Annotated in this window: 6 protein-coding genes; all 6 read right to left on the bottom strand. The window is 66.4% G+C overall.

Going from position 1 to position 23,175, the window contains the following annotated elements; translation table 11 throughout:
- Positions 1–3,211: 3,211 nt before the first annotated feature.
- The 6 genes from ASD65_RS18845 to tuf all read right to left on the bottom strand — a co-directional run bounded on the left by ASD65_RS18845 (position 3,212) and on the right by tuf (position 23,080).
- Positions 3,212–8,125 (bottom strand): SpaA isopeptide-forming pilin-related protein, encoded by a 4,914-nt coding sequence (locus ASD65_RS18845; RefSeq protein WP_082561813.1) that lies wholly within the window; start codon positions 8,123–8,125, stop codon positions 3,212–3,214.
- A gap of 297 nt (positions 8,126–8,422) precedes the next feature.
- Complete coding sequence (locus ASD65_RS15355) at positions 8,423–11,164, bottom strand: LPXTG cell wall anchor domain-containing protein (protein ID WP_056223958.1); 2,742 nt, start codon at positions 11,162–11,164, stop codon at positions 8,423–8,425.
- Positions 11,101–15,906 (bottom strand): VWA domain-containing protein, encoded by a 4,806-nt coding sequence (locus ASD65_RS15350; protein ID WP_082561812.1) that lies wholly within the window; start codon positions 15,904–15,906, stop codon positions 11,101–11,103. Before ASD65_RS15350 ends, ASD65_RS15355 begins: the two co-directional genes overlap by 64 nt.
- A 292-nt stretch (positions 15,907–16,198) precedes the next feature.
- Positions 16,199–21,331: a VWA domain-containing protein gene (locus tag ASD65_RS15345; protein ID WP_156378892.1), complete on the bottom strand. Its 5,133-nt coding sequence runs from the start codon at positions 21,329–21,331 to the stop codon at positions 16,199–16,201.
- A gap of 203 nt (positions 21,332–21,534) precedes the next feature.
- On the bottom strand, positions 21,535–21,750 hold the full coding sequence (locus ASD65_RS15340) for an Rv0909 family putative TA system antitoxin (RefSeq protein ID WP_056223952.1): 216 nt from the start codon (positions 21,748–21,750) through the stop codon (positions 21,535–21,537).
- Positions 21,751–21,886: 136 nt separating this feature from the next.
- Positions 21,887–23,080, bottom strand: coding sequence for an elongation factor Tu (gene tuf / locus ASD65_RS15335; protein WP_056223950.1), 1,194 nt, complete (start codon positions 23,078–23,080; stop codon positions 21,887–21,889).
- Between the last annotated feature and the right edge of the window lie 95 nt (positions 23,081–23,175).

The following is a 23,175-nucleotide window of genomic DNA, read 5'->3' as shown; positions in this document are numbered from 1 at the left end:
AATGATGGTCCAGTCGCCTGTGCCATTCCACGTGGGATCCGTCGGCGTCGGGGTGTTGTCGTTTGCCGCCGACGCCGTCCAGTCACCGGCGAGCGTGACCCCGGTCGGGAGTGTCGGCTCATCCGCCAGAACGTAACCGATGCTCGGGCGCGGAGTCGTGTCCGTCTCCGGGTACGACACCGTGATGTTGTAGGTGACGCGCCACAGGCCGGTCTCGGGGTCGAGCACAGCCTTACCGTCAGCAGTCTTCTCGATGTCCGGGAAGACCGGCTCGGAGCAGGCATCCACGGGCGTCGACACTCCGCCTGACTTCAGCAGTGCGGTGTTGAGGAAGCCGCCAGCGGCCGGCGGGCTGCCCTCCTTGCAGGTCGTCGTTCCAGTGTCGATGGCCTTCTTGGTCACCTCGGCCAGGACGCGCACCGTGTAGGTGTGCGTGGCGCCCGCGGCAATCGACTTGCCCGTTGCCATGGTGGCGTTGTCACCGACGAAGTCGCCCGACGAGGTGCCCGTCCAGGAGGCGTTGCCGATGTTGATGTCGCCACCGAAGTCGAGCGTGTCCGTCAGGTCGTACTTCGCAGACAGCCCGCCCGAGTTCGTCGCGAGCTTGACGACGACGTCGTAGGTGATCACCCAATCGCCGCTGTCCGGCTTCTGCACCGTGGAAGCGACGGTCTTGGTGATCGTCGGGTACACGCGGTCGGCGACCGGGATGCAGTCGGTGCCATCGATCGGGATGTCGCCCACGGTCAGCGTCGCCTTGTTGAAGAAGCCGTCGCCGGGTGCACCGGTGCAGGTCTTCGTGTCGACGCTGAAGGCATCCGTCACTGTCGCGATCCACGACACTCGATAGGTGTGCGTCCCTGTGGCCGCCAGCGCCACATCGGTCGCGAACTCCGCGCCCGAGGTGATCGGCACGGTCGGCTGCGCCGGGATGTCGGTCCGCTGCGCGAAACCGGCACCGAGCGTGATGCCCGCCGCGAAGCCCGGGGTATCGGACAACGAGTAGAAGGTTGCATAGCCGCCCGACGTGACGGTCACGTCGTAGGAGACGAGCCACTTGGCAGGATCCACGGGATCCTGCGCCGCGGAGACGCCGACCTTGTCGATCGTCGGCAGCTTCGGCTCGGAGCAGTCATCCGCGGGGATGGTCCCCCCGTTGACCGTGACCAAGGCGGTGTTGAGGAACCCGCCGGCGGCCGGTCGCTCACCCTCCTTGCACTCGAGCGTGTCTCCGCTCCATGCCGCCTGGTCGACCGTGGCGTGGACGGTCACCGTGTAGGTGTCCACCCCCGCATCGCCCGTCTTCGGCGCGAGCACCCGGTTGGTGGCCAGCGTGGCCGTGCCGGCCGTGAACTGCTGGTCGCTACCGGTGGGACCGGTCCAGGAGGCGTCGTCGACGACGATGTCGCCGCCGAACATCAGCGTGTCGGAGAGGTTGTAGGTCGCCGCCAGCGTCGTCGATTCATTCGTCACGACGACGTCGTAGGTGATCGTCCACGTCCCGTCCACGAGTTGCGTCGTGCCGGTTTCGGTCTTGGTGATCGTCACGTCCGGCCGATCGATCTCGGCGCAGTCGGACGAGTTGTCGTTCGCGAGTCCGTTGGTCACGGTCGCGGTGTTCCACACGCCGCCACCCTGGTTCGGCACTTCACCACAGGTGAGGGCGGCGTCGGTCACGGTCGAGGCGACCGTCACCGTCCGCGTCACCGTGTAGGTGTGCACAGCACCGACCGGAAGAGTTCCGGCCGCGAGCTGACCGGAGCCTGCCCATGCCGCGTTGCGGGCATACGTGCCGCCGACGACGATGTCCGGGTTGGAGGCTGCCCAGGCGCCACCGGTCACCCCGGCAGGCAGTGCCGCCGCGGTGTCGGACACCGTGTACGACAGTGCCAGCTGGGTCGGGTTGGAGACGGCGACCTTGTAGGTCAAGGTCCACTCGCCGGTGGCGGTGTTCTGCACGGAAGCCTGAGCGGTCTTCTGTACGACCGGCTTCGCCGGGACGGCGCATCCGGTGTCGCTCGCCGTGCCACCCGGGTACGTGACCGTCGCCGAGTTGAAGAACCCGCCCTTGCCCGTCGAGCTGCAGACCAGCGCCGTCGGATCGACCGGAGTCTCGTTCGCCTCAGCCGTCACGACGTAGTGATACGTGTCACTGCCGCCGCCTTCGATCCCGATGTCCGTCACGTCCGGGTTGCCCAGCCACCCCTGCGTCAGGATGGTGAAGCTCGAGTCGAACTGCGGGGTGTCGGTCAGGCTGTACACCGTGGCGATCGTCGGGCTCGCGTTGGTCACCGTGACCGTGTAGTCGATCGTCCAGACACCGCCCGCTGCCTGACTGGCCGTGCCGTCGGACTTGACGACGTTGACCGGCGTGGTCGTGATGCTCGTGCAGGCGTTGGCCGAGGAGCCGCCGACGCCGTTGGTCACGGTGGCGTTGTTCCAGAAGCCGTTTCCGCCGGGCGTCTGGCCGCACGTGAGGGTGTCCGGGTTGACGCCGACTGTCAGCGTCACCCCTGCCTTGACGGTGTAGGTGTGCGTCGTTCCCGCCAGCAGGTGTCCGGTTGCGAACTGGGTGTTGGGCACGGTGCCCGTCCAGCCCGGGGTCAGCGCGGCCGTTCCGCCGTTGAGTGCGGCAGGACCGGTCACCGACCACGGGGTCGTCAGCGTGACTCCGGCCGGCAGTGCAGCCGGGGTGTCGGATGCCGTGTATGCCAGCGGCATCCCGGAGGTGTTGCTGACCGTCACCGTGTAGGTGAGCGTCCACTCACCGCCCGGTGCCTGCGTGGCCGCCGCGGCCGACTTGGTGACGGTCGGCGACTTGGGCTCACCACAACCTGTGTCATCGTCAGTGCCGCCCGGGAACGTGACGAGCGCGGTGTTGAAGAACGCTCCCCCCGTCGTGGTGTCACAGGTGAGCTTCGGGTTCGGCGTCGCCGGGTTGAACGAGGCGATCACACGGTAGACGTACTGGTCGGAGCCGTTGCCCTCGATCGCGGTATTCGCGACCGGTGCCGTCCCGACCCAGGTGCCCGACACCAGCGTGAAGCCGGTGCCGAGAGCCGGGGTGTCAGTCAGCGTGTAGACCGTGGCCTGGGTGGCGCCGTTGTTGACGGTGATCGTGTAGTCGATCTGCCAGGTGCCGTTCGCGAGCTGCGACACCGTGCCATCCGTCTTGACCACCGTGACCGGCGGCGTGACGATACTTACGCAGTCACCGCTGGTGTCGGAGACCGAGCCGGACGTGACTGTCGCCGTATTGGTGAGCCCCTTGCCCTGCGTCTGGCAGGAACCGATCGGGGTTGCCGACGCCGTCGGGGTCAGCTTGCCGGTCACGAGGTAGGTGTACGTCGTGTTCGCCGGCAGCGTGCCCGACCAGATCGGCGAAGCCGCGCTGGTCGTGTTCGTGATCGGCGCGCCGCCTTGTGCGGCGATGTTCCACACCCCACCCGCGAGTGTCCACCCGGCCGGCGTGGCCGGGAAGGCATCCGTCAGCGTCGCGCTGATCGGCACAGCTCCCGGGTTCTTCACCGTGATCGTGTACGAGATGTTCCACGAGGCATCCGGATTCTGCGTCGGCGTGCCGGCCACCTTGGTGACGTCGGGGAACGAATGCCCGCTTCGGGTCGGTCGCGGAGCACTGCCAGGTCGTTCCGGCAGGAACGCCGCTCGCGATCGAGGCGTTGGCGGTCACGTGGTACACGTGCGTCAACGTCGCCTTCGTGAGCTGCTTGCCCGTCGCCATTGTGGCGTTACTCCCGGTGAAGTTGCCGCCGGATGCGTCCGGCCCGGTCCAGCTCGCGCTGTTCACCGTGATGCCGGCACCGAAGGACAGAGTGTCGGTCAGGTTGTAGGTGACCGTCGAGGCCGCCGAGGTGTTCGTCACTGTGATCGTGTACGGGATCGTCCACGTGCCGTCAGCATTCTGCACCGGCGCACCGGCCACCTTCGCGATCTGAGCGGTGCCCGGCACCGCCGTGTTCACGATGCGGCAGGTCGCGTTCTGACCGACGGTCGTCTTGACCTGGTTGCTGTTCGTGACCGGAACCACGGTGCTCGTCCCGGTGACCACACACGCCCACACACCCGTGGAGGTGTAGCCGGAAGGCCCGCTCTCCGTCAGCGTGTACGTGGTGTCTCCGAGGACCGACCCGCTGATGGAGGCCACAAGTCCGCCGGCCGGCGAGCCGATGCCGTTGATCGGGCTGTTCGCCCCCGCAGTCGCCTTCAGCGTCCACGCATCCGCCGTCGAAATGCCGCCACCCGTGTTGACGACCTGCTTCTCCAGCGTCAGCGTCGGCTGCTGTGCGGTGTTCGTGAAGGTACACGTCACCGTCGCCCCATTGGCCACAGCCACCGTGTTGTTCGCCAGAGTGGTCCCGCCGGTCGAGCACACCAGGTTCGTCAGCGTGTAGCCGGCGAGCTGACCGGTCTCGGACAAGGTGTACGTGCCGGCCGCGACCTGCTTCGCCTCACCCGTGTTGTAGTTCAAGGTCGTGTCTGCACCGCGCTTCGCGTGCAGGTTGCCGTTCCAGTCGGTCGCCACGGCCGTTCCACCGTTGGCGTTGTCGACCACCTTGACGAGCGTGAGCGAACCAGGCTGATCGTTGTTGACCAGCGTGCAGGTCACATCGTCGCCGGGCTTGAGCGTCAGCGTCGGTGCCGCCTTCGTGGTGTTCGGGTATCCGGTGCAGGACAACGAGTCCCACGTGTACCCGCTCGGGCCGCTGTTCTCGGCGATCGTGTAGACCTCGCCAGCCTCAACGGTGCCGTTTACACCGGTCGTCCCGCTGAGGTTCGGACCGCCCGGAGTGCTCGCCGTCAGCGTCCACGCCGTCGGTTGTGCATTGCCGCCGTTGTCGTTCGTGACTGACTTGATCAGCGTCAGCTTCGGCGCGACGTCGTCGTTCACGATGCGGTAAGTCTCGTGACCGAGAGCGGTGACCGAGACATCGAAACCGACGACCTCGACCCACGCTCCGTTGACGAGGCGTTCGAGGCGGACCTTCGTGTATCCCTGGGCCGGACCCGTCTCGTTGATCGTGTAGGTGTAGTCGGGACGGACGTACTTCGTGTTCGCCGTCGTCGCGCCCTCGGCACCCACGACACCGGTGATCGGCGCCAGGCCCGCGAGAACCGGCTTCGGCGTCGCCGAGAGTGTCCAGTCGTCGGCCTCCGCCGTGCCGCCGTTGTCGTTCACGACGTGCTTGAGGATCGTGAGCTGCGCGGTCTGGTTGATCGCCTCGCAGTCCACGTGCTGCCCCAGCTGCACCTCGACCCAGCCGTTGAGACCGCCGGCACCCTCACTGACCCGATTGCCCTGGGCATCGAGGATGTAGCAGTGCCAGGAGCCGGAGGATCCCGCGACCGGCACGGCGTTCGGGGCGACTTCCTGCGTGTAGCGCAGGTCGGTGCCTGTCTCGCTGAGCACGTACCGCGCCGCCGGGGTGACGTTGGTCAGGGCAGTGGTCGGCCCATTGCCCGTCGGACCGGCGAGGGCGCCGCCAGGGCCTGTTCCGAACAGAGTCCAGGTGGTCGCAGAGGTTTCCCCGTTGGCGACCTTCTTCGTGAGCTTCAACTGCGTCGAGCACGTCACCGTGTTGGTGACCGTCACGACATTCGGAGTCGGCGTGGAGGTCATCACGTGCGTGCCCGTACCGCTGGACACGTTCGTGCAGAAGGTCGGAAGTCCGGTCACGGTCTCGGCGATCGCCACGTTGTCACCGACGTTGTAGGTGTATTCGTTGCCGAAGGTCGCCGGAACCGTGTTCAAGGTCAGTGCCGCCGAGCCGAACGGGCGCGTGGCGTCGTTGTTCTCGTAGGGAGTGCCGTTGATCACCCACTTCTTGATCACCTGCAGTTTGACCTGTGGATTCGGGGCCTGGTTGATCACCGTACAGCTGACGATCTTGCCACCTGTGGCGTTGGCGGTGAACCCGAGCGCTCCGTTGTTCGTCACGGAAACCGCAGCGCCGGTTTCGTCCTTGCAGACCGCGTTCTTGCCGCCCGCCTGCTGGACCAGCGTGTAGCCGGCGCGGTTCTCCTCGGTGATGTTGACAGCCGCAGACTGACCTGCCGTCAGACCTGCGACCTTGAAGCTGATCGCGCCGGAGGCGTTGGTGTTACCTGCGCCCGGCGTCACGGCATTGTTGCTCGTCGCGGTGAAGCCCCAGCCGGGGGTCGCCGTGGCCGTGCCACCGCCCGCCGGCTGTACCAGCTTGGTGACGTTGATCGTGCTGTCGCACTGACCCTTCGCCAGGTTCTGGAGGAATGCGGCAAGCGCCGCGTAGTTGTCGACGAGGTAGTAGTCGCTGTTCACCGCCGGGCCGGAAATCGCCTTGATGTTGGCGACGGCGTTGCCCACGCCGATCCCGACGGGAACGACGCGCGTGCCCAGCTGCTTCACGGCGTTGGCGGAGAAGACCGCGGACTCCACCTCGCGGAAGCGCGAGTAGCTGCCGGGGCCGTCCGCGCTCGGGCCGTAGAAGGTGGGGGTGCCATCGGTGAGCATCAGGAGGACGTCGACCTTGTTGGCGGCGTCGTTCGCGACCTGCCACAGGCCCTGATCCCAGTTCGTGCCACCCTGATCCCCGCCGGGCTGCGTCAATCCGGAGATCTTGTTCTTGACGATCGTGGCGCCCGCGGGCGTGGAGACCGACGTGAGCCCGAGCGAGCCGTTGTTCGCACCGTTCGCCGGAGCGTTCGTGGCGAAGGTCCACATCGCGAGCGTGGACGGGGTGCCCTGCAGCGCGTCGACGAAGCCGTTCGCGGCGTTCTTCAGCTGCGTGAGCTCGGTGCTGTCGATCGAGTTCGACAGGTCAACGAGGAGACCCACACGGATGCCGCAGGCCTGGAGCGCGGCGGGGTTGTTCTTCACGTCGGCCCAGTAGCCGGACGACGTGGTCGCGCCACTCCCTGTACCCACGACCGGGTAGGTCGTGTTCGAACCGGCGCTCACCGAGCCGGTGCGGAATCGGTACGGCGTGTTGGTCTGGCTGCCGTCCGAACCGCCGACGTACAGCTGGTCGATCATGCTCCACCCGGAGGGCGCCGACCGTTCGATGATCCAGTACTCCGCGCCCGGAGGAACGGGGACCGAGCACTGCCCGTTCGCCGCCGTCACACAGCTGCCGACGAGGTTCGCGGCGGCGGTGTCAGGGGTGCTGGCGGTGCCGCCCTTGTAGACGTCGAACGTCGCTCCCTCGAGTCCGCCCACAGCTTGTGCGCCCGTGCGGAGGCCACCCTTCTGGATCGTGACCGTGCCGGGTACGGGAACCGTGTGGAGGAAGTCGCCGAAGCTGTAGGTGTTCCCCGTCCACGGGGACGTCGTGGGCGTCGCGCCCGATCCGGGGATGAATCGGTACGTGTTCAAAGTCGTGGGGATGTAGCCGGCGGGAGCCGCCGTCTGCTGCACCCGGTAGCGGTTGGTCGCCGTCACGGTGTGACCGTCGAATGTCTTGACGAGGAATTCGCCCGGGTCAGAGTCCAGGTCGGGCCCCGCGCACGGAGCGACGACGCAGTCCGTCACGGTCGCTTCGTTCGCATCCCACCGACTGTTGGACGAATCGGAGAAGCCGCCGCTCTCACGCGGTCCCTGGAGGTAGAACGTCGCCCCGGCCAGAGGGCTGCCGTTCTGGTCGAGGGCCCGCCAATACACGTACGGCGGCGTAGCGCCATCGGGGCCGACCGCCAGTGGGGTGACCACGAGCTCATCCACGGCCTGTCGCGACTGGGTCTGGTCGGTCTTCGGCTCCGCCGGAGCCGTGGGGGCGTCAGTCGGCGTGGTCTCCGCAGGAGGAGTCGTCGTGTCAGCCGGAGGCGTGGTCGTGTCCGCAGGCGGCACGGCCGGGTCGACCGGAGGCGTCTCGACCGCGGGAGGCGTCTCCGCGGGAGGCGTGTCGGTCGGAGGCGTCGTCGCCTGGGAGGTGTCCTCCGCGGGCGGCGGCACGACATCGGCCAGCGCCGGCGTGCTCACTCCCGTGAACACGAGCGCGGCCGAGATCAGCGTCGCGACACCGCCCGCGTACCACCGGTGGCGCAGCACGAGCTTGCGCTCGCGCTCCTGTTCGGCCCGCAACTTCCGCCGCAGCCCGCCACGATTTGCCCCGTCATTTCCCCAAATGCGCATGGTTTTCACCCTCGTCGTCAACAGACAACGGGTAACTCAGCTAGAGCCCCCAAGACTCAGACACTCGCCGGTAATCTCCCCAGACATCGGCGGGCCTACTGCCCCACGGAGAACATAAAGGGCGGCCGAGCATCACGTCAAGCAATCGGGACAAATTCGCTGGTCACGGAATGGTTTCGAACCCACTCCCAGGGACGGAGAAGGCCCCTCGTTCACGGGGAACGAGGGGCCTTCTCCGCACCGGATGGTGCGAGCGAGGAAGAGTGGACCTTGGGGGCAGCCCACCCTTCCCCACAGTTAGAGCTGCGGCTTCGTGCTACCTCGACGGCGTCGGATCATGACGATCGTGGCGGTCCCGCCGAGTAGTGCCAGGAACCCGAGCAGGATCAGCGGAGTCAATGCGGAGCCACCCGTGGCCGGCAGGCCCGAGAGCAGCACGACCGCGTCATCCGCATCCCGACCGGTATCGGTCGGGTCGCCGAACGTGTAGTAGTCCACTACGCCCACGTTGGTGATCACACTCGCCTTGGATGAGGCGTTCACCGTCGCGGACAACGTGATCGTCGGAGCAGCCGAGGCACCGAGACCGGAACCGGCCGGCTGCAACGGACCGAACAACTCACACGTGAGCGTCCCGCCATACCCCGCCCCGTTCTGGCCCGACACCGCGCAGGTCGACCAGTTCGGGAACACGTTCGCGTCGCCCTTGCCCGTCCACGACACATCCGTGATCTTCAGATCAGCCGGGATCGTATCGGTCACGACCACACCATCAGCGGCCGAGTCATCGCTCACATTCGCCGCAGCCAACGTGTACGTGAACGACTTCCCAGGATCGGTCTTCTCCACACTCGCGGTCTTCTCGATCTGCACCTCCGTGTGACGAGCCACGAAGCACTCCGGCGTCGCGTCGGGGTACTCCACCGTGAACGTCATCGACGGGTTCACCGAGAGCACCACAGTGGTCGTATCGCGCCACGCGTAGTCCAACTCGCTCGGGTCGAGGATGAGACCGTTGAAGATCATCTCCTCCTCATCGGTCGGCGTCATCACGTCGGTCGTGCCCGGGATGTAGTACCCGCCGCCCGGCGCATAGTCCGACGCCTGAAGCGCACGCCATCCCGGGTAGTCGAGTGACACACCCGACGGCGTGAACGCGGTGCCCACCCACGCGAACTCGTCGGAAACGGTCGCGGTTCCACCTGGGTACTGCTTCGCGACCTCGGCCGGATCGGTGTCCGGTTCAGGGCTGTTCGGCGTCCAGGTGAAGTCGACGGGCAGCGCAGCCAGGTTCGGGGTCTTGGCGACCACGAAACCGATCAGCGGAGCATCCCCGACGCAGCGGGTGTAGACGATCGCCGCGATGTCCTTCGTCTCGACCGTGACACTGTCGCAGTCATTGCCCGGGACACTGTCCATGTCCGCCGAGACGCAGGCCTCATTCACCAGCGTGCTCATCGGCAACTCTGGCGTCGGCACCGGATCGCCCTCGTTCAGGTTCGGAATCTCCGGCACAGGCACCGGATTCACCTTCACCGTCAGAACGATCTCGGCCGTCGCACCCACCCCGAAACTGACCGGACCGGTCAAGTCGACCGTGTTGCCTTCGCCGACGAAGTCGGGATCGTTGTCGTTCGTCCAGCCCGTAGCATCGGTGAGGTCGATACCGGTGACGGTGAGACGACTCGGAACCGGGTCGGTCACCTTCACGTTGGTCGCTGCGCGCGTGCCGTGGTTGGTCACTGTCAGCACGTACTTGAACACGCCGTCCGACTCGACCGGCCCATCGACGCCCTCGGTCGTCTTGACGATCCCGACGTCATCGAAAGGCACCGTCACGCAGGCGCTGTCGTCGGAGGTTCCGACTCCGTTGGTGACAGTGGCACTGTTCCAGAAGCCGTTCCCGCCGGGCGTCTGGCCGCACGTGAGGGTGGCCGGGGTGACGCCGGCCGACAGAGTCACGCCCGCCTTCACCGTGTAGGTGTGCGCCGTTCCGGCCAGCAGGTGTCCGGTTGCGAACTGGGTGTTGGGCGCGGTGCCCGTCCACCCCGGGGTCAGCGTCGCCGTACCGCCGTTGAGAGCGGCAGGACCGGTCACGGCCCACGGAGTCGTCAGCGTGACTCCGGCCGGCAGCGCAGCCGGGGTGTCGGATGCCGTGTACGCCAGCGCCATCTCGGACGTGTTGTCGACCGTCACCGTGTAGGTGAGCGTCCACTCCCCGCCCGGTGCCTGCGTTGCCGCGGACGCGGACTTCTCCACGGTGGGCGACTCGGGCTCACCGCATCCGGTGTCATCGTCGGTGCCACCCGGGAACGTGACGAGCGCCTTGTTGAAGAACGCTCCCCCATTCGTCGTGTCACACGTGAGCTCCGGGTCCGGCGTCGCCGGATTGAAGGAGGCGATCACGCGGTAGACGTACTGGTCGAAGCCGCCGCCTTCAATCGGTGTGTTCGCCACCGGTGCAGGGCCGAACCACGTACCGGACACCAGCGTGAAGCCGGTGCCGAGGTCCGGGGTGTCGGTCAGCGTGTAGACCGTCGCCTGCGTGCCGCCGTTGGTCACGGTCACCGTGTAGTCGATCTGCCAGGTACCGTCGACCAGCTGCGACACCGTACCGTCCGTCTTGGTCACCGTGACCGGCGGCGTGACGATGCTCACGCAGTCACCGCTGGTGTCGGAGACCGAGCCGGACGTGACCGTCGCGGTGTTGGTCAGGCCCTTGCCCTGCGTCTGGCAGTCGCCGATCGGCGTCGCGCCGGCCGTCGGAGTCAGCTTGCCGGACACGATGTAGGTGTACGTCGTGTTCGCCGGCAGCGTGCCCGACCAGATCGGCGAAGCCGCGCTGGTCGTGTTCGTGATCGGCGCACCGCCTTGTGCGGCGATGTTCCACACCCCACCCGCGAGCGTCCACCCGGCAGGAGTCGCCGGGAAGGCATCCGTCAGCGTCGCGCTGATCGGCGAAGCTCCCGGGTTCTTCACCGTGATCGTGTACGAGATGTTCCACGAGGCATCCGGATTCTGCGTCGGCGTGCCGGCCACCTTGGTGACGTCGGGGAACGGAACCCGCCGGCCCCTGGAGTCGGACCGCCCTCGCACTTCCAAGTGTCGCCACTCGGGACGCTCGCAGCGACGGTCGAGACGACCTCGATCTCCCAGACGTGCGTGTGCTGCACAGCCGTGAGGCTGACGTTCGACGCGAGGTTCGTGTTGGGGTTGAGGCCCGTCCACGCCGGGTTCGCTGTGGCGCCGGCCGGGACCACTGGCACTGTCGCCGAGGTCGGAGTGAGTCCGCCGCCGTAGTTCAGCGTGTCCACCAGGTTGTACGTGTAGTTCGAGCTGGCGGAGCCATTGGTCACCGTGATGCGGTAACGGATGGTCCAGGTGCCATCCGCGTTCTGCACCGTGCTGAGGACGCTCTTGGCGACCGTGCCGGTGGCCGGGATCGCCGTGTTGACGATGCGGCACGTGACGTTCTGCCCGACCGCGGTCTTGACCTGGTTGTTGTTCGTCACGGGCACCACTGTCTGCGACCCCGTCACCACACAGGCCCAGATACCCGTCGAGTTGTAGCCCGAAGGCCCGCTCTCGGTGAGGGTGTAGGTCGTGTTGCCCAGCACCGCGCCGCTGATGGATGCGACGGACCCGCCGGCCGGAGTACCGGTTCCATTGATGGGCGTGTTGCCGCCGTTGGTCGCTGTCAGGGTCCACTGGTCGGCTGTCGCCGTACCGCCGCCCGTGTTGACGACCTGCTTCTCGAGCGTCAACGTCGGCTTTTGTGCCGCGTTCGTGAACGTGCACGTGACATTCGCACCGTTGGCGACGACAACCGTGTTGTTCGCCAGCGTGGTCCCGCCCGTGGAGCACTCGAGGTTGGTGAGGTCGTACCCCGCGAGCTGACCGGTCTCCGTCAGCGTGTAGGTGCCGGCCGGCACCGGCTTGGTCTCGCTCGTGTTGTAGTTCAGCGTGGCGTCGGATCCGCGCTTCGCGTGCAGCTTGCCGTTCCAGTCGGCGGCCACTGCCGTGCCTCCGTTGGCGTTGTCGACCACTTTGACGAGCGTGAGCTGACCGGGCTGATCGTTGTTGTTCAGCGTGCAGGTCACATCGTCGCCGGGCTTGAGCGTCAGCGTCGGTGCCGCCTTCGTGGTGTTCGGGTATCCGGTGCAGGACAGGGTGTCCCACGTGTACCCGCTCGGGCCGCTGTTCTCACCGATCGTGTAGACCTCGCCAGCCTCAACGGCACCATTGATGCCGGTCGTTCCGCTGAGGTTCGGACCGCCCGGAGTGGTCGCCGTGAGCGTCCACGCTCCCGGCTGAGCGGTGCCGCCGTGATCGTTCGTCACGGTCTTCACCAGTGTCAGCTTCGGTGCGACGTCGTCGTTGACGAAGCGGTACACCGCCTCATCCAGCGCGGCGACTTGGATCTGCCAATTGCCTTGTGCGTTCTTCTGCGGATACAGGGCCGGGTCGGCGTTGGCCACGACATCCACCCACACCCCGCCGACGAACTGCTGCAGCTTCACGAACTGGTAGCCTGCGACGTTCGACTCGGTCAACGTGTACACGTGGCGCGGACGCACCTCGAACATGGATGCCGGGACAACCGTCTCGGATCCGGCCACTGACGTTGCCGACAGCCCTGTCAGCGTCGCGGGGGTCGCCGTCAGGCTCCACGCGCTCGCCGGGCTCGACCCGCCGTTGTCATTGACGACGTTCTTGAGCAGAGTCAATTCTGCGTTCTGGTTCACCAGCGTGCAGGCCACTCGGTATCCCAGCGGCACATTGACGCCGCCGTTGATGCCGTCGGAGTATCCGCTCCCCGCCCAAGGTGCACCGTTCGCATCGACACGGATGCACGTCGCCGATCCCGTGGACAACGGGTTCGACTGGAGATTCGTGCGGTTGTCCGTCTGCGCGTAGAGCGGGCTGCCACCGGTCTCGAACAGCTGGTACCTGGCGTCAGGTGTCACCAGCTGACCGGTCGTGCCCGGCGCTCCGGTCGCGCCGGAGAACCCAGGAACACCTGCCGGCACCTCCGGCGTGGCGAGGAACGAAGCATTCAGCGTCCACGACGTCGGCGCGGCGTTTCCACCCTGGACTGTCTTGATCAGTGTGAGTCGGCTGTCGCATGTCACCGTGTTGGTGATCGTGGCCGTGTTGTGCTCGTTGGGCAGCGTCATGACATACCCCCCGCCCGGAAGTGGAATGTTGGTCGCAGCTCCGTTCAGGTTGGTGATGACCGCGTTGTTGGTGCACATCGCGGGGTCGATCAGGGTGACGGTCTCGGTCAGCGTCGTGTTGCCGCCCTTGGTGTAGCCCCCGCGGGTGACGCCCCATCCCTGGTCGGTCGGCGTGTTGTTGCCCGGACCTGTCAGATGCAACTGCGCGCTGAGTCCGCTCGGCTGGGCGCCGTTTGCGACCGGCACGCCGTTGACGACCCAGTTCTTGGTCACCGTGACGTCCGACTCAGGGCTGGGCGCACGGTTGTAGACGATGCAGTTCACCAGGTCGGTGCTGGGCACCGCGACGGTGAAGCCGTCCACCACATTGCTCGGGATCACCGGCTGATTCGTCGTCTTGTTCGTACACACCGCGTTCTGCAGGTTGACGGGCTGGAGAACGAATCCAGGTTGCTGAGCCTCCGTGACCGTAACCGAACCATTGAGCGTGCCCCCTGGGAATGTCATCGGGTAGGTCACAGTTCCGGTGCCATCGGCCGTAGTGGTGCGTACCGGGTTGGGCGTGGTGACGCCGGGAGTGTTCATCACGCTCGTGAACTGCCAACCGGCTCCGGCCGGGACGGCGCCCGTGATCGACCCGGGAGGGGCCGATTCCGGGACGATCTGCTTGGTCACAGTCAGCGTCCCTTGGCAGTTGCCAAGCGCGAGGTTCCGCAGCGCCGTCCCTACGGCCGCGTAGTCGGTCGTCTGGTAGTAGTCCGCGACGGCACCGTTGCCACCGTTGTAGACCGTGGGCCCGGAGATGGAGCGCAGGTTCAGCGCGGTGTTCGTGCCGTTCGCGCCGGCACCGACGCCGAACGCGATCACTCGGGTTCCGGCCGCCTTCAGCGCGTTCGCAGAGTAGATGCCGTTCTCGGTCTCACGGAAGCGGTTGTTGCTGCCCGAACCCTGGTACGGCTGGTTGTACGTCGTGGGGTTGCCGTCCGTGATGATCACCGCGACGTCGAACTTGTTGTTCGCCGTGTTCGATTCGGCCGCGATGCCGAGACCGCGGTCCCAGTTCGTGCCGCCGTCCGAATCCCAGTTGGCGTAGAGATTCTTGAAGGCCGTGCCCTGTGCCGCTGTGGCTACAGAAGTCAGGTTCGCGACGTTGGGGCCTGCTTGGCTCGCCGGTGTCTGCCACGAGAACGAGAACAGAGACATCCGCGACGGCGTTCCCTGCAGCGAGTTCACGAACGTATTCGCGGCCTGCTTCAGGTTCGTGGTGTCGCCAACCGAGCCCGACAGGTCGAGAATCAGCGCGACATCCAGCCCACAGGATGCCTGCAGTGTCGGGTTGTTCCGCGACTGCTGCCAGATGCCTTGCGAAGCGTTGCCTTCAGTGCCCGAGCTGAGCATGAGCTGGTTGGCATTCAGAGACGAGTAGGCGGTGGTGCCACTGATGCCGACCTTCATGCGGAACTGGTAGGCGAGTGAGCTTCCGTCGCCGGTTGCGCCGCCCACGCGCAGCGTCGGGTTGGCGTAGTAGCCGGCGGGCACGCTGTGCTGCACAACCCACGGCTGTGTGCCGTTGTTCGCGCCGCCTGCCTGGGTGTCGGGCACCGTGAAGACGCAGTCACCATTGGCGTCGGACACGCAGCGTGCCCATCCGGCAGCATCCCCTGCGACGCCATCGGCGCGCGTGCCGCTCGGGGCACCGGCACCGCCACCCGTGTTCGACTGCAGATAGAGCACGACGCCCGCGAGATTCGTCACACCGGTGGTCCCTGTGCGGTCGGAGCCGACCTTGACCGTGATCGTGGCTTGCTGCGGCGCGATGAACGTGTGCGTCGCGGTACATGTAGACGCAAGGCCGCTGTTGTTGTTGAACGCCAGGTTGGGCGAATTCCAGGTCACGCCCGAGCCCGGGTCCGTGCATGTCACCGTCGTGTTGTACGCCTGTGCGGTGGCGTTGTTCGGCGTTGCAGTGATGGCATAGGTCGCGTTCCGCGGAACGGCGATCGTCTGAGGCGGCACGAAGTCGTACCAGTCAGGACTCGACGCCCTGTCAGCGCGATACGTCCAGTCCGCGACGGTCGCCGAACCCCCGTTGATCACCGCGTTGAAGGTGATGTTGGAACAGTTGTTCGTACACGCGGGAGCTAGCGACAGCGGCGAGATCAGGCCCTCGTCCGGCGCGATTTGCGACTCGGTCGAGTCGGTCTTCGATCCGTCCGCCGGGGGCACAGTGGGGTCGGCCGGCGGCGCGGTCGTGTCACTCGGAGGCGTGGTCGTGTCGCTCGGCGGAGTCTCCGCCGGAGGCGTGGTGGTATCGGCCGGAGGCGTCTCGACGGCCGGAGGGGTATCAGCGGGAGGTGTCTCCGCCGGAGGCGTTTCTGCGGGAGGGGTGTCGGCTGGCGGCGGTGTCGCCGCGGATGCGTCCGGCGGCGGCGGTACGGTATCGGCCATCGCCGGCGTGCTCACTCCCGTGAACACGAGCGCCGCCGAGATCAGCGTCGCGACGCCACCCGCATACCACCGGTGGCGGAGCACGAGCGCGCGATCACGCTGCTGCTGCCCCCGCATCGCACGACGTTCCGACCCGTCATTTCCCCAAATGCCCATGGTTTTCACCCTCGTCGTCAACAGACAACGGCGACTCAGCTAGAGCCCCCAAGACTGAGACACTCGCCGGTAATCTCCCCAGACATCGACGGGTCTACTGCCCCACCGAGACCATAAATCCCGATTGGGCGCCCGTCAAGTACCTTGGTGAATTTCCCTTTATCACGAATCATCCACGCGCCCAAATCGCACGGCAGAAGGCCCCCCGCTCCGAGGAGCGAGAGGCCTTCATACGCCCGAAGGCATATGTGGGGAAGAGCAGGCCGGGGGGCAGCCTGCTCTCCCCTCACAGTCACAGCTGGGGCTTGGCATCTCCCCGGCGGCGACGGATCATGAAGACCGTCATCGTCCCGCCGAGCAGAGCCAGGAACCCGAGCAGGATCAACGGCGTCAACGCGGAGCCACCCGTGGCCGGCAGGCCCGAGAGCAGCACAACCGCGTCATCCGCATCCCGACCGGTATCGGTCGGGTCGCCGAACGTGTAGTAATCGACCACACCCACGTTCGTGATCACACTCGCCTTCGACGACGCGTTCACCGTCGCCGACAACGTGATCGTCGGAGCCGCCGAGGTACCCAGTCCGGAACCGGCCGGCTGCAACGGACCGAACAACTCACACGTGAGCGTCCCGCCATACCCCGACCCATCCTGACCAGCCACCGCGCACGAGGACCAGTTCGGGAACACGTTCGCGTCGCCCTTACCCGTCCACGACACATCGGTGATCTTCAGATCAGCCGGGATGGTGTCGGTCACGACCACGCCATCGGCGGCCGAGTCATCGCTCACGTTCGCCGCAGCCAACGTGTAGGTGAACGACTTGCCCGGCCCGGTCTTCGTCGCCGACGCCGTCTTCTCGATCTGCACCTCGGTGTGACGAGCCACGAAGCACTCCGGCGTCGCCGGCGGGTACTCCAGGGTGAACGTCATCTCGGGGTTCACCGACAGTTTCACCGTCGTCGCACCACGCCAGGCGTAGTCCAGCTCGCTCGAGTCGAGGATCAGCCCGTTGAAGACGTCCGACTCTTGCTGAGCAGGGGTCATCACGTCGGTCGTGCCCGGCACGAAGTACCCGCCGCCCGGCGCGTAGTCCGACGCCTGCAGCGGACGCCATCCCGGGTAGTCGAGCGACACACCCGACGGGGTGAACGCCGTTCCCACCCACGGGAACTCCGCGAAAACCGTGGAGGTGCCGCCGGCATAGGCCTTCGCCACCGACGCGGGTGCAGTGGTCGGCGTGACCGCGTTCGGCGTCCAGACGAAGCTCACCGGCAGATCGGTCAACGTCTCCGACTTGGCGAGGGAGAATCCGATCAGCGCGGCGTCGCCGACACACCGGGTGTACAGGATCGCCGAGATGTCCTTCAGATCGACCGTGACGCTGTCACAGTTGTTCGTCAGGTCGGTGTCCACCGCGGCCGACACGCACGCCTCGTTGACCAGCGTGCTGACCGGCGGGGCGGGAGTCGGAACCGGGTCGTCGGCGTCGAGGTTCGGGATCGCGGGCGAGGCGACGGCATTGACCGTCACCGCGACGCGGATCTCGACACTGGCACCCACGGCGAGCGTCGGCGCCGACAGCGCGACGGTGTTGTTCGCTCCCACGAGTGCGGGCGCGTTGTCGTTCGTCCAGCCCTCGGCGTCGGCGAGGTCGATGCCCGTGACGGTGAGGCGCGCCGGAATCGGGTCGCTCACCTTCACATCCTTCGCGACTCGCGTGCCGTTGTTGGTCACCTTCAGCACGTAGGTGAAGGAATCACCCGACTCCACGGGCCCTTCGACACCCGAGGTGGTCTTCTCGATCTCGACGTCATCGATCTGCGACGTGTTGGTGAACGTGCAGGTCACGCTCTGCCCATTCGTGATCGTGATGGTGCCGTCGGTGATCGGCGTGCTGCAGACGAGATTCGTCTGCTCGTAGTTCGCAGGTCCACCCGACTCGGTGATCGTGTACACGCCCGCCTTCACCGGAGCAGCAGTCACCTCGGACTTGCCGGACTTGCCGCTGACCGCCGTCGGTCCGGCCGCGCTGAGCGTCCAGTCCGTGGGCACAGCCGTTCCGCCGTGGGTGTTGTCGACCTCCTTGACCAGCGTGAGCAGACCCGGCTTGTCGTCGTTGTGCAGCACGCACGTGACGTCGTCGCCCAGGTCGAGCGTCACGGTCGGGGAAGCAGCCGTCGTCGCATCCGACTTGTCACAGCGCAGGTAGTCCAGCGCGTACGTGGTCGGGCCGCCGTTCTCGCCGATCGTGTAGGCGACACCGGCCTTGACCGGCTGATCGGTGACCGATGCGGTCTCCGTCTTGCCGCTCAGGTTCGGGCCGTTCGGCGTGGTCGCGGTGAGCGTCCAGTCCGTTTCCTTCGCCTTGCCGCCGTGGTCGTTGGTGACCACCTTGACGAGCGTCAGACGCGGAGCGATGTCGTCATTCACGAAGCGGTAGACAGGGCTGCCCTGTGCGCCGACGATGATCTCCCAGTTGCCGGAGTCGTTCTTCGTGGGGTAGCCGGTGGGATCGGCGACGACATCCACCCAGATCCCGTCGACGAACGCCTGCAGCTTCGAGAACGCGTAGCCGGTCTTGCCGGATTCGCTCAGCTCGTACACCTGACCGGGACGCACCTGGAAGGTGGATGCCGGAACGATCGTCTCCGAACCCGTCACTGTGTTGGTCGGCACGGCCGTCGACTTCACCGGCTTCGCCGTCAGCTCCCACGCACTTGCCGCAGCGGTGCCGCCGTTGTCGTTGACGACGTGCTTGAGCAGCGTGAGCTCAGCGGTCTCGTTGACGAACGTGCAGGCGACTCGGTAGCCGAGCGGCACGTTCACGCCGCCATTGATGCCGTCGGAGTAGCCGCTGTCGGCCCATGGCGCGCCGTTCGCATCCACGCGGATGCACGTGGCCGAACCGGTGGAACCAGGGTTGGACTGCAAATCGGTGCGGTTGTCCGTCTGGACGTAGAGCGGGTCGCCACCACTCTCCGCGAGACCGTAGCGCGCGTCCGGAATGACCTTCACATTCGTGACCGCCGGGGCGCCGCTCTTCCCGGAGAAGCCCGCATCATTAAGCGCCTTCAGCGTCCACAGCTGCGGCGATGCATCGCCACCGCGCACAGACTTGATCAGCGTCAGGCGGCTCTCACAGGTCACCTCGTTGAGAATGGTGACGGTGTTGTGCACCTTCGAGAGCGTGATCGGATAGCCCTGGTCGAACTGCAGGCTGCGCGTCTCGCCGTTGATCTCCGTGATGATCGCGTTGTTGTTGCACATCGTGGGGTCAACGAGGTCGACGGTCTCGAACAGCTTCGTCTGGGCGTTCACCTGGAAGCCGGTGCGTGTGACGCCCCAGCCCTGGTCGGTGGCCTCGTCGCTGCCCGGACCGGTCAGCTGCAGCTGCGCGCCGAGGTCGCTCGGCTGCGCCCCGTTTGCGTACGCCTTCCCGTTCACGGTCCACTTCTTGGTGACGGTGATGTCGGCCTCTGAGCTCGGTGCACGGTTGTACACCGTGCAGTTGACCGTCTCGGTGCTCGGAACGTCGACGGTGAACCCATTGGTCACGTTCGCGGACGGAATGACCGCCGCTCCGGTGTTGAGGTTGGTGCACACGGCGTTCTTGCCGTCGACCGGCTGCAGCACGAAGCCCGACTGCTGGGCCTCGGTCACGGTGACCGAGCCGCTCGTCTTGCCGGAGAAGGTCATCGGGTAGCTGACGGTTCCGGTACCGTCCGCGGTCGTGGTGCGCACGGCGGTCGGCGTGGTGACGCCGGCCGTGTTCATCACGCTCGTGAACTGCCATCCGGCACCGGCCGCGGCCGCCCCCGTGATGGATCCGGCCGGGGCCGACTCGGGGACGATCTGCTTGGTCACGTTGAGCGTGCCCTGGCAGTTGCCCAGTGCGAGGTTGCGCAGGGCAGTGCCGACCGCCGCATAGTCCGACGTCTGGTAGAAGTCGGCCGTGGCACCGTTGCTGCCGGTGTACGCGGTGGGGCCGGAGATCGCGCGGAGGTTCAATCCGTTGGTCGTGCCGGTAGCTCCGTCGCCGACACCGAATGCCAACACTCGGGTTCCCGCCGCCTTCAATGCGTTCGCGGAGAAGATGCCGTTCTCGGTCTCACGGAAGCGGTTGTTGCTTCCCGAGCCCTGGTAGGGCTGGTTGTACGTGGTCGGGTTGCCGTCGGTGATGATCACGGCGACGTCGAAGGTGTTCGCGCCGGTGTTCGACGACGCTGCCGTGCCGAGACCGCGGTCCCAGTTCGTGCCGCCGTCCGAAGTCCATGTGGCATAGCGGCTCTTGAACGCCGTCGCCTGATCGGTCGTGGACACCGACGTCAGGTTCGGGAAGTTCTGCGAAGCGCCGCCGGCCGGCGTCTGCCACGCGAACGAGAAGAGCGACATCCGCGAGGGCGTGCCCTGCAGCGAGTTCACGAAGGTGTTGGCCGCCGTCTTCAGGTTGGTGGTGTTGCCCACCGAGCCGGAGAGGTCGAGGATCAGCGCGACATCCAATCCGCAGGAGGCCTGCAGGGTGGGGTTGCTGCGCGACTGCTGCCAGATTCCACCGGATGCGTCTGCGGACGAGCCGGACGAAAGCATGAAGTCATCGCTGTCCTGCGACGAGTAGGTGCTGCCCGCGCGCAGCCGGTCACCGGTGCGGAACCGGTAGGCGGTCGAATCGCCCGCACCGGATGCGCCGCCCGTGCGGAGGCTCGGGTTCGTGTAGTAGCCGGTCGGCACACTGGACTGGACGACCCAGAAGCGGGCGTCGCGGTTCTTGCCGGCCGCGATGCCGTTCCACCAGTCGCCTGCCTGCGTGTCGGGAACGACGAACGAGCAGTCACCCTGCGGGTCGGACACGCACTTCGCCCAGCCGTCGCCGGCGCCGGCGACACCGTCGGGACGGGTGCCGCTCGGGCTTCCGCTGCCGGTGTTCAGGAGCAGCACGACGCCGCCGAGGTTCGTCACCCCGGTGATGCCGGTGCGGTCGGAGCCGACCTTCACCGTGATGACGGCCTGACCGGCGCCCGGCGCGGGAACGGACATCGGGCTGATCTCGGCGAGAGGAGCAGGCGCCTCTGTCGACTTGTTCGTCAGGGGTTCGGCCGCGGGAGCCTCCTCGGCGGGAGCCTCCTCGGCGGGAGGCGTGGCCTCGTCCGTCGGAGCCGGCGTCGCCGTGTCGTCCGCGGGAGGCGTGGCCGTCTCGTCTGCGGGGGGCGTCGTCGTCTGCGTCGTCGCGTCCGGCGCCGGAACCGTCTCGGCCAGCGCCGGCGAGCTCACACCCGTGAACACCAGTGCGGCGGAGATCACCGTCGCGACACCGCCGGCGTACCAGCGATTGCGCAGTACGAGCTTGCGCTCCTGTGCGCGCTCGAGCCGCAGCTTCCGACGATTCCCCAAGTGCGCCGAGTTGGCGGCGCGGTTGTACCCAGTCATCTTCACCCCAGTCAGAAATTGACATGGGCGACCCCAAGTAGCGGTCCCCCAAGACCAGGAAGCTGCATATTCCCATCGACACTCGTCCCCAGACGCGCGTCGTAATGCAGTTCCTTCTTTTGAACCTACACGACAAAACGACCCGGCTTTTACACCGGGTCGTCTTGGAGGGTGTGGGAGCTCAGCCACCCACGCCTTCAGCGCTATTCGTTGCCGACCGCCTTGTCGACGTGCTCGCGCACACCGTCGACGTGCTCGTCGACGCTGTCAGGGGCGATCTTCTTCACGAAGTCTGCGGCGGCATCCAGCACCTTGTCGCTGACACCCTCGGCCTGCTCGCTCTTGAGCGCGTCATCGATCTTGTCCTTGTTCTGGTCGAGGAACTCTTTCCCCTGGTTGACGAGGTCGTCGATTCCCATGTCTGCTCCTTTACGGCCCACCGGGCCACTCAGCACTCATTCTTGGATGCCGCAGCCTCGTTCGTCAACAGCCCCGGAACGCCACAGAGGGCCGGGCCCTTTCGGACCCGACCCTCTGTCGGAAATGCTGCGAAGACTACTTCAGGATCTTCGTGACCGTGCCGGCGCCGACGGTGCGGCCACCCTCACGGATCGCGTAGCCGAGGCCCTCTTCCATGGCGATGGGCTGGATCAGCTCAACGGTCATGTCCGTGGTGTCGCCGGGCATGACCATCTCGGTGCCCTCGGGCAGCGAGATGACGCCGGTGACGTCGGTGGTGCGGAAGTAGAACTGCGGGCGGTAGTTCGTGAAGAACGGGTTGTGACGGCCACCCTCCTCCTTGGACAGGATGTACGCCGTGCCCTCGAAGTTGGTGTGCGGGGTCACGGAACCGGGCTTGACGACAACCTGGCCACGCTCGACGTCGTCACGCTTGGTGCCGCGGAGGAGCAGACCACAGTTCTCGCCGGCCCATGCCTCGTCGAGCTGCTTGTGGAACATCTCGATACCGGTGACGATCGTCTTCTGCGTCGGGCGCAGACCCACGATCTCGACCTCGGAGTTGATCGCGAGGGTGCCGCGCTCGGCGCGACCCGTGACGACCGTGCCACGACCGGTGATCGTGAAGACGTCCTCGACGGGCATGAGGAACGGCTTGTCGCGGTCACGCACGGGGTCGGGGATGCTCTCGTCCGCGGCGTTCATGAGCTCGATGATCTTCTCGGCCCACTCGGGGTCGCCCTCGAGAGCCTTCAGGCCCGAGACGCGGATGACGGGAGCGTCGTCGCCGGGGAAGCCCTGGCTGGACAGCAGCTCGCGAACCTCGAGCTCGACGAGCTCCAGGATCTCCTCGTCGTCGACCATGTCGGCCTTGTTCAGCGCGACCATCAGGTACGGCACGCCGACCTGCTTGGCCAGCAGCACGTGCTCGCGCGTCTGAGCCATGGGGCCGTCGGTGGCGGCGACCACGAGGATCGCGCCGTCCATCTGAGCAGCACCGGTGATCATGTTCTTGATGTAGTCGGCGTGACCCGGGGCGTCGACGTGCGCGTAGTGGCGCTTCGGCGTCTCGTACTCGACGTGCGAGATGTTGATCGTGATACCACGCTGACGCTCTTCGGGAGCCGAGTCGATCGACGCGAAGTCACGCTGCACGTTGGTGGCCGACGGGTACTTGTCGGCGAGCACCTTCGAGATCGCAGCGGTGAGCGTGGTCTTGCCGTGGTCGACGTGACCGATGGTTCCGATGTTTACGTGCGGCTTGGTCCGCTCGAATTTGGCCTTGGCCACGGGGTCCTCCTAGGACATTCGTGTAGATGCGCCGGGCGCTGGTTTGCGACCGGAACTCTACGGGGATTGGTTTCTACTTTAGTAGAGAGATTGAG

It is taken from the genome of Microbacterium sp. Root61 (genome assembly GCF_001427525.1).
GTDB lineage: Bacteria > Actinomycetota > Actinomycetes > Actinomycetales > Microbacteriaceae > Microbacterium.
The sequence above is the reverse complement of the archived record's forward strand: the minus strand, read 5'-3'. Positions and strand labels throughout refer to the sequence as shown.

What these genes read in the sequence shown, in the direction of transcription:
- ASD65_RS15345 (WP_156378892.1), bottom strand. Translation starts at nt 21,331, where the DNA reads ATGACTGGGTACAACCGCGCCGCCAACTCGGCGCACTTGGGGAATCGT.
- ASD65_RS15340 (WP_056223952.1), bottom strand. Translation starts at nt 21,750, where the DNA reads ATGGGAATCGACGACCTCGTCAACCAGGGGAAAGAGTTCCTCGACCAG.
- ASD65_RS15350 (WP_082561812.1), bottom strand. Translation starts at nt 15,906, where the DNA reads ATGGGCATTTGGGGAAATGACGGGTCGGAACGTCGTGCGATGCGGGGG.
- ASD65_RS18845 (WP_082561813.1), bottom strand. Translation starts at nt 8,125, where the DNA reads ATGCGCATTTGGGGAAATGACGGGGCAAATCGTGGCGGGCTGCGGCGG.